This window comes from Aeromonas sp. R3-1 (assembly GCF_040908345.1).
GTDB lineage: Bacteria > Pseudomonadota > Gammaproteobacteria > Enterobacterales > Aeromonadaceae > Aeromonas > Aeromonas veronii.
Genome location: NZ_JBFODN010000218.1, coordinates 1 through 7,181, shown reverse-complemented (window position 1 = coordinate 7,181; position 7,181 = coordinate 1). Strand labels below are relative to the sequence as shown.

The window sequence follows — 7,181 nt, the reverse complement described above, 5'->3', positions numbered from 1 at the left end:
GTGGGGACCAGCCGCCAAGTCTGTCATTGTCTGTTTTATCCTCCCCCCGTTTTTCCCCGTTATTTATTGATCCTTTTTCCTTTCATATTTATTCCATATCGCTACTGTCATTGCTGTCATCGTTCGATTGTTATCACACTTGCATCCTTAATGTTTGAATTTGTTTAAAAAACGATTTTAAGCCGCGATGCCTTGCGTATAATCCGGCCATAGTATTCCAGAGCGAGAGGGTGAGACGGATGATTCCCCAGCACGATTTTTTGGCCTTGACCCGCAGCCATGAGTGGCAGCTTGAGCCCTTTGAATTTGCCCTGCCCGATGGTGCGCGAGTCAGCGTCTGGGATACGGGGGTGCTCTGTCTGGAGCCTGCCAGTGGCGCGGGCGACCAGCCGGGAGGACGCAAGGATATCGTCCTCTCCTGCGGCATCCACGGCAACGAGACTGCTCCCATCGAGATCTGCAACCAGCTGCTGAGTCGTCTGCTCTCAGGCGAGCTGAGCGCCCGCCATCGGGTGCTGTTCCTGTTTGGCAATCCGGCGGCGATGAATCTGGGGCTGCGGGAGGTGGAGGAGAACATGAACCGGCTCTTCTCCGGAGCACACAGCAAGGGGGAGGGGCTCTGCAATCGGGAGCGGATCCGCGCCATGCGTCTTGAGCAGTATGTGAGCCGCTTCTTTGCCGATCCGGCTCGTCCCCGTTACCACTACGATTTGCACACCGCCATTCGCGGTTCGCGCCACGAGAAGTTCGCCGTCTACCCCTTTCCCCACGAGCGGCCCCACTGCCGCGAGCAGGTGCAGTTCCTCGGCGCCTGCGGGGTACGCACCATTCTGCTCTCCGCCAGCCCGACCACGACCTTCAGCTACTACAGCTCCCGCCAGCATGGTGCCCACGCCTTTACGGTGGAGTTGGGCAAGGTGCGCCCGTTTGGCGAGAACGATATGACCCGCTTTATCGAAACCCGCCAGGCGCTGCAGGAGCTGGTGACTCAGGATGAAGTGGCACTGGAGCCGTGGCGGGCGGATGATTTCATCCTGTTTGCCATCGATCGGGTGATCACCAAAAAATCGGATCAGTTTCGCTTTCTATTCGCCAGCGATGTGGACAACTTCACCGAATTCCCCCAAGGGTTCGTGCTGGCCGAGGATGGTGAGCTGCGTTACACAGTCGAGAAGCCGCGTGAGGCGGTGGTCTTCCCCAATGCCAATGTGGCGATCGGTCAGCGCACCGTGCTGATGGTGGTGCCGACAAGGCTCTGGGAATAGCGGTGATAGTTTTGCCTGCAGAGCGGTGAGGCATCCGCAGGTGGCGCCAAGCCATTGTTTTAGTCGGTGGCTCAGACACAGCAGCGGTTAGCCGCAGTAATAAAAAACGGGGCCAGTCAGATGACTGGCCCCGTTTTTTATCGGGTTCAAGCGGTGAGGCTTAGCTGTTGTTCTTCACAAACAGGGTCAGCTCCTGACCGGGCTTGAGGTAATCACCTTTATCCAGCTGGTTCCAGCGCATCACATCGTTGATAGCCACCTGGAAGCGAGCTGCGATGGAGGAGATGGAGTCGCCACGGCGAACCTGATACACCATCGATTTGTCGCTCTTCTTCCCTTGCTTGGGATAGATCACCAGCTTCATGCCTGGCTTGAGCGCTGACTTGGCATTCAGACCGTTCCACTTGGCGAGCTCTTCGTGGGAGACACCGTGCGCCTGGCTGATGCTCCACAGGTTGTCACCCGAGCGCACCTTGTAACTGACTTTGGCCTTCTGACTGCTGCCACGGCTTGCCAGCTGTTGCGGTTTGCTGGCTGAGCTGGCCTTGCTGCTGACCTGACCGTGGGTCGGGATCACCAGTTGCTGACCGCGACGCAGGTTGTTGCTGCGCAGATTGTTGGCCAGCTTCAGCTCGTTCACGCTGACGCCATGATTCTGGGCGATACGCGACAGGGTATCGCCACTGGTGACCTGATAGGAGCGGGTACGAATACGCTCGTTCTTGGGCAGATCGGCCAGTGCCAGCTCCAAGGTATCGGCATATTCTACCGGTACCAGCAGGCGGTAAGGGCCACGGGGCGACATCACACCACGGCTCAGGGCCGGATTGACCTCCTTGAGCTGTGAGGTGCGCAGACCTGCCAGTTGGGCGGCCACATTCAGATCGATCTGGCTGCCAGTCTCCACCACTCGCAGCTTCGGCTCGTTGGCGAGCACCGGCAACTGGATATTGTACTTGTCCGCATTGCTGATCATGTCAGCCATGGCGAGGATCTTGGGCACATACATCCGAGTTTCGCGGGGCAGATCGAGCGACCAGTAGTCGGTCGGTTTGCCTGCGCGCTGGTTACGCTGGATGGCGTTGCGAACCCGTCCTTCCCCGGCATTGTAGGCGGCTAGCGTCTGCAGCCAGTCACCGTCAAAGAAGCGGTTCAGGTACTCCAGATAGTCGAGCGCCGCATTGGTGGAGGCCAGCACATCGCGCCGTCCGTCATACCAGTTGTCGTGGCGCAGACCGAAGTTTCTGCCTGTCGCTGGCACAAACTGCCACAGACCGACGGCATTGCTGCGGGATCGGGCATGGGGATCAAACATGCTCTCGATCATCGGGACAGTAATAAGCTCCATTGGCAGCTCACGCCGTTCAATCTCCTCTACCATCAGATAGAGGTAGGGTTCAGCCCGGCTGGCAATGGTCGCCAGATGCTTATCATTGCGCAACAGCCACTCACGTTGCTGGCGGATGCGCGGGTTGTCCGGAGTTTCCAGTTGCATATCATCGCTGATACGCACCCACAGATTGTCCGTATCTTCCATTTCGTCCAGCTGTTCATCGCCAAACAGGAAATGGGAAGAGTGTTTTTTATGCGCTTTTTTCTTGACCTGGGGGGACTTGATCGGCTCGATTGCCGTTAGCGCCCGGTCATCCTGATGGCTCAGGTTTTGGCAGCCGCTGAGCAACAGCGCTGCCAATAAGGCCGTTCGTACCTTCATCTCGTTCCGGTCATTTTTAGGAAAAACAGCTCGCATCATAAGGGGCAATGGCCCCCTGATCAAGGTTTGTTCAAAAAACGTCCTTCCACTGACGCAGGATGGTGAAGGTATCTACCGGATTTTCCACGCATTTTAGCCCATGCTTTTCAGCAGAAAATTTCACTGAATCCTGTTCGCAGCGCAGAAAAATGTTGAAAGTGCGTTCGTCACCCAGCCGGGTTGGCAGGCTTGGCAGCCCTTGTTGCCGCAGTTTGCTGATCAGCCCGATCTGGCGGCGGATCGCCGGGTTGTCCGGCTCGACCGCATAGGCAAAACGCAGGTTGGAGAGGGTGTACTCATGGGCACAATAAATGAGTGTCTCATCGGGCAGGGCGGCGAGTCGTTGCAGCGAGTGGTACATCTGCTCCGGCGTCCCTTCAAACAGGCGGCCACAACCGGCCGAGAAGAGGGTATCGCCACAAAAGAGCATGCCGTTGCCGTGATAGGCGATGTGGCCGCGAGTGTGCCCGGGCACATGGATCACCTCGAGAGCGAGGCCGTGCCAGTTGATCTGATCGCCATCTTCCAGCCACTGACCGTGGTGATCCGGCATCGGGTCAAGTTTGGGGCCATAGAGCCGGGCGTGTGGGAAGTGGGCAAGCAGGTCGGTGACGCCCCCGACATGGTCGTGATGGTGATGGGTCAGCAGGATGGCATCGAGCACCAGCCCCAATGCCTCGAGCCGCTCCAGCACGGGGGCGGCATCGCCCGGATCGACCACCAGGCAGTGATTTTCGTGGCGGATCAACCAGATGTAGTTGTCATTAAAGGCTGGAACTGTGATCACTGGATACATGAGTCTGCTTCTCTTTAGGGAGGGTATCTTATATAACAGGATGGCGTTCGAAACCCCGAGTTGAGCCCTATTATGCAGGTGGCACGTACCGAACAACAAATCGAGATCCCGACCAGCTGGTCTGCATTGCCTATGGGGGACTGGGTGGCGGCCGAGATCCAGGATCGGCTCGACAACTGGTGCCCCAATCTGTTTGGGTATCATCTGCTGAAAATTGGCGCCCTGAGCGCCGAACTCTCCTGCAAACGCTCCTCCATTCGCCACCAGATCGGGGTCGCCCCCGGCGGGCGGTTGCTCGACATGTATGGCGACCCCCTCGATCTGCCGGTGCGGACCGGCAGCGTCGATGCCTGCCTGCTGGCTCACTGCCTCGATTTCTCTGCCGATCCTCATCAGGTGTTGCGCGAAGCCGAAAGAGTGTTGACCGACGATGGCTGGCTGATCATCAGTGGCTATAACCCCATGAGTCTGGTCGGGATCGGTCACTGTGTGCCGTTCTTGCGGCGCAGAATGCCCTGGTCGGCACGGATGTTCACCCCGGGGCGGGTGACGGACTGGCTGCATCTGCTGGGATGTGAGGTGATGTTCGACGAGCGTTTCGGTTACTCGTTTATGGGTAAACAGAGCTGGCACAGTTGGTGGCGGGAGAGTATCGGGCGGGATTATTGCAGGGCATTTGCATCGGTATATGTGATTGCGGCCCGTAAACGGCGCTTTCCACTGATCCCGGTGCGGCGGCGCTGGCAACTGCCAAAGTCCCTCGCCACACCGGGAATGGCCCGTCAGGGCTGGTAGCCGGTATCCTCGGCCAGATCCTTGCCGCAGGCGGCCTCTCTGGCCAGCTCGTCGCACCGTTCGTTCTCCGGGTGGCCGGAGTGACCCTTCACCCAGAGCCACTCAATCTGGTGACGACCCACTTCCGCATCCAGCTCCTTCCAGAGATCGACGTTTTTGACCGGTTGCCGGTTGGCGGTCATCCACCCTTTCTTCTTCCAGCCGATGATCCACTGGGTGATCCCCTGGCGGACATACTGGCTGTCGGTGGTGAGGCGCACCTTGCACGGTTCGTTGAGGGTGCGCAGCCCCATGATGGCGGCCATCAGCTCCATCCGGTTATTGGTGGTCAACTTGAATCCGGCGGAAATCTCTTTGCGGTGCTTGCCGTAGACCATCACGGCCCCGTAACCACCCGGGCCCGGATTGCCGAGGCAGGAGCCGTCGGTATAGACATCAATCTGTTTTAACATGAGCAATCAATCTGTTTTAACATGAGGCTTGGGGTAAACTAGCGAGTAAGTAAAGCCGAAGTTTGACATAGATTGGATCATGAACACACCCCAACTGAATCGCCAGATCATTCTGGATACTGAAACCACAGGTATGAATACGGCGGGCGGCCCTGTCTATCTGGGGCACCGCATTATCGAAATCGGCTGTGTGGAGGTGATCAACCGCAAGCTGACCGGTAACCACTATCACGTCTATATCAAGCCTGATCGTCTGGTCGACCCGGAAGCGATCCAGGTGCACGGTATCACCGACGAGTTTCTGCGTGACAAACCGTCGTTCAGCCAGATTGCCGACGAATTCCTCGAGTTCATCCGCGGCGCCGAACTCATCGCCCACAACGCGCCGTTTGACGTGAGCTTCATGGACTACGAGTTCAGCAAGCTCGGACTCAACTTCAAGACGGCGGATATCTGCACCATCACAGATACCCTGGCGATGGCGCGGGATCTCTTCCCCGGCAAGCGCAACAACCTGGATGTGCTGTGCGATCGTTACGGTATCGACAACTCCCACCGTACCCTGCACGGGGCTTTGCTCGATGCGGAGATCCTGGCGGACGTCTACCTGCTGATGACCGGCGGCCAGACCAAACTCAATCTGGCCACCGAGAGCAACGAAAACGAAAACAATCAGGACACCAGCATTCGCCGGTTGGAGAGCAACCGACCCGCCCTCAAGGTGGTGCGTGCCAGCATCGAGGTTCAGGCCCTGCACGAGGCGAGACTGGACCTGGTACAGAAGAAAGGAGGAAGTTGTCTGTGGCGGCAATGAGCAAGTGGTATGCCGGTCTGCTGCTGTTGCTCTCGCTGGGGGCGACGGCGACCGAAGTGTTTGCTCCCTCCGACATCCCGCTGCTGGATAACCGCTTTCGCATCGATTATGGGGTTAAGGAGATCACCTTCATCATCAAGCGCAAGCCGGGCACCCCGTCCGTGATCCTGGTTCGCCCCGATGGCAGCAAGCTTTACGTGGGCAAGGTCAAACCTGCCGATGTGGGTTGGCTGGCGTTGCCGGAGCACGATCTCATTACCCTGCGCAATCCCATGCCGGGCCCCTGGCAGGCGATTGGCGAGGTGGAGCCCGACAACCGGGTGCGCATTCTCTCCGATATCCGGCTCGATATCGCCGCCCTGCCGATGCAGCTCTATCAGGGGGAGGTGGTCAAGCTCAAGGCGTGGTTGCTGATCAATGGCCAGCCGCCGAAAGATAAATACTATCTCTCTGATCTTGGCATGACCGTCAAGCTGCAATCGTTCAGCGATGCCGATAAGAAAGAGGTCGTGCTGGATCAAGTACTTGGCCACTATCGCGATGATGGCAAGGGGCTAGATGAGGTGCCAGGCGATGGCATCATGACGGCGGAAGTGACGCTGCAGGATATTCCCGGTGGCAAGTACCGCGCCATGTTCAGCACGGGCAATCAGGTTTTTGTCCGTGCCCGTTATCAGGATGTGCTGCTTTACCCCTATCCGTTCAGCTATAACCTGGCGCCGCCTTCGGATGAGCTGGGTGCCAAGCTCTCACTGCTAATCGACCGTGATGAGCTGGATCCTGCTTCCGTGGTGGTCAAGGGGAGTGTGACCAGCAATGTGGGCGGCCTCTACGAGTTCAGCGAGACCGCCAGCGATCCCAAGCTTGATATCGATCTCTCCAACATCAAGGAGGTCGGTCAGCATGAGGTGAAAGCAACCCTCTATGGCACCACTCGCCTCGGCCGTGAGCTGAAAATCGAGTTGCCGGTGAAAACCTTCAATGTCTTCCCGCCACCGCCGCCTCCTGTAGAGGTGGTGTCGGCCGCCGCACCAGCCTCCAGTGCCGAGGCGACCCATGAAGCTCCGGCAGAGGAGGAAATGGGCTGGCTGATCTGGGCATTGGCGGGTGGTGGTGTGCTGCTGGCGGTATTGGGTGGGGTCGGGTTTGTGGTGATACAAAAACGGCGTGCCCTGAAGCGTGCTCTGGCCGCTGCGCAGGCCGAGAATCAGCAAGCCCATGGCGTTAGAATGCCCTTTTTGCCCCGCCGTCAGGGTGTGTGGGCACAGCACAGGATGCCCATCATGGATCTGCTGGCCAGTCTGCT

7 protein-coding genes are annotated in these 7,181 nt (G+C 58.2%); 4 read left to right on the top strand and 3 right to left on the bottom strand.

Going from position 1 to position 7,181, the window contains the following annotated elements; translation table 11 throughout:
* Positions 1 to 239 precede the first annotated feature (239 nt).
* The gene (astE, locus tag AB5Y85_RS14185; protein WP_368221607.1) at positions 240 to 1,265 is read left to right on the top strand and encodes a succinylglutamate desuccinylase; all 1,026 of its coding nucleotides are present in this window, start codon (positions 240 to 242) and stop codon (positions 1,263 to 1,265) included.
* A 160-nt stretch (positions 1,266 to 1,425) separates the two neighbouring features.
* Here the strand turns inward: astE and AB5Y85_RS14180 are convergent, their stop codons facing one another.
* Entirely contained in the window at positions 1,426 to 2,979 is a 1,554-nt protein-coding gene (locus AB5Y85_RS14180) for a LysM peptidoglycan-binding domain-containing protein (RefSeq protein ID WP_368221605.1), read from the bottom strand.
* A 70-nt stretch (positions 2,980 to 3,049) separates the two neighbouring features.
* Positions 3,050 to 3,814 (bottom strand): hydroxyacylglutathione hydrolase, encoded by a 765-nt coding sequence (gene gloB, locus AB5Y85_RS14175; RefSeq protein ID WP_005337817.1) that lies wholly within the window; start codon positions 3,812 to 3,814, stop codon positions 3,050 to 3,052.
* A gap of 72 nt (positions 3,815 to 3,886) precedes the next feature.
* On the opposite strand from gloB, the gene AB5Y85_RS14170 reads away from it, so the two are divergent.
* Complete coding sequence (locus tag AB5Y85_RS14170; RefSeq protein WP_005361718.1) at positions 3,887 to 4,609, top strand: methyltransferase domain-containing protein; 723 nt, start codon at positions 3,887 to 3,889, stop codon at positions 4,607 to 4,609.
* On the opposite strand, the gene rnhA is transcribed toward AB5Y85_RS14170, so the two are convergent.
* On the bottom strand, positions 4,597 to 5,061 hold the full coding sequence (rnhA, locus tag AB5Y85_RS14165; protein ID WP_005353268.1) for a ribonuclease HI: 465 nt from the start codon (positions 5,059 to 5,061) through the stop codon (positions 4,597 to 4,599). The two genes, AB5Y85_RS14170 and rnhA, sit on opposite strands and share 13 nt — an antisense overlap.
* Before the next feature lie 79 nt (positions 5,062 to 5,140).
* Here rnhA and dnaQ point away from each other — a divergent pair, with 79 nt between their 5' ends.
* Both dnaQ and AB5Y85_RS14155 read left to right on the top strand, forming a co-directional pair.
* Positions 5,141 to 5,875: a DNA polymerase III subunit epsilon gene (dnaQ, locus tag AB5Y85_RS14160; protein ID WP_103250604.1), complete on the top strand. Its 735-nt coding sequence runs from the start codon at positions 5,141 to 5,143 to the stop codon at positions 5,873 to 5,875.
* The coding region (locus AB5Y85_RS14155) for a TIGR03503 family protein (protein WP_368221609.1) at positions 5,872 to 7,181 on the top strand (1,310 nt) is incomplete at its 3' end. The genes dnaQ and AB5Y85_RS14155, both read left to right, overlap by 4 nt.

Excerpts from the sequence above, each read along its gene's own strand:
- astE (WP_368221607.1), top strand. The coding sequence starts at position 240 with ATGATTCCCCAGCACGATTTTTTGGCCTTGACCCGCAGCCATGAGTGG.
- AB5Y85_RS14180 (WP_368221605.1), bottom strand. The coding sequence starts at position 2,979 with ATGAAGGTACGAACGGCCTTATTGGCAGCGCTGTTGCTCAGCGGCTGC.
- dnaQ (WP_103250604.1), top strand. The coding sequence starts at position 5,141 with ATGAACACACCCCAACTGAATCGCCAGATCATTCTGGATACTGAAACC.
- rnhA (WP_005353268.1), bottom strand. The coding sequence starts at position 5,061 with ATGTTAAAACAGATTGATGTCTATACCGACGGCTCCTGCCTCGGCAAT.
- gloB (WP_005337817.1), bottom strand. The coding sequence starts at position 3,814 with ATGTATCCAGTGATCACAGTTCCAGCCTTTAATGACAACTACATCTGG.
- AB5Y85_RS14170 (WP_005361718.1), top strand. The coding sequence starts at position 3,887 with ATGCAGGTGGCACGTACCGAACAACAAATCGAGATCCCGACCAGCTGG.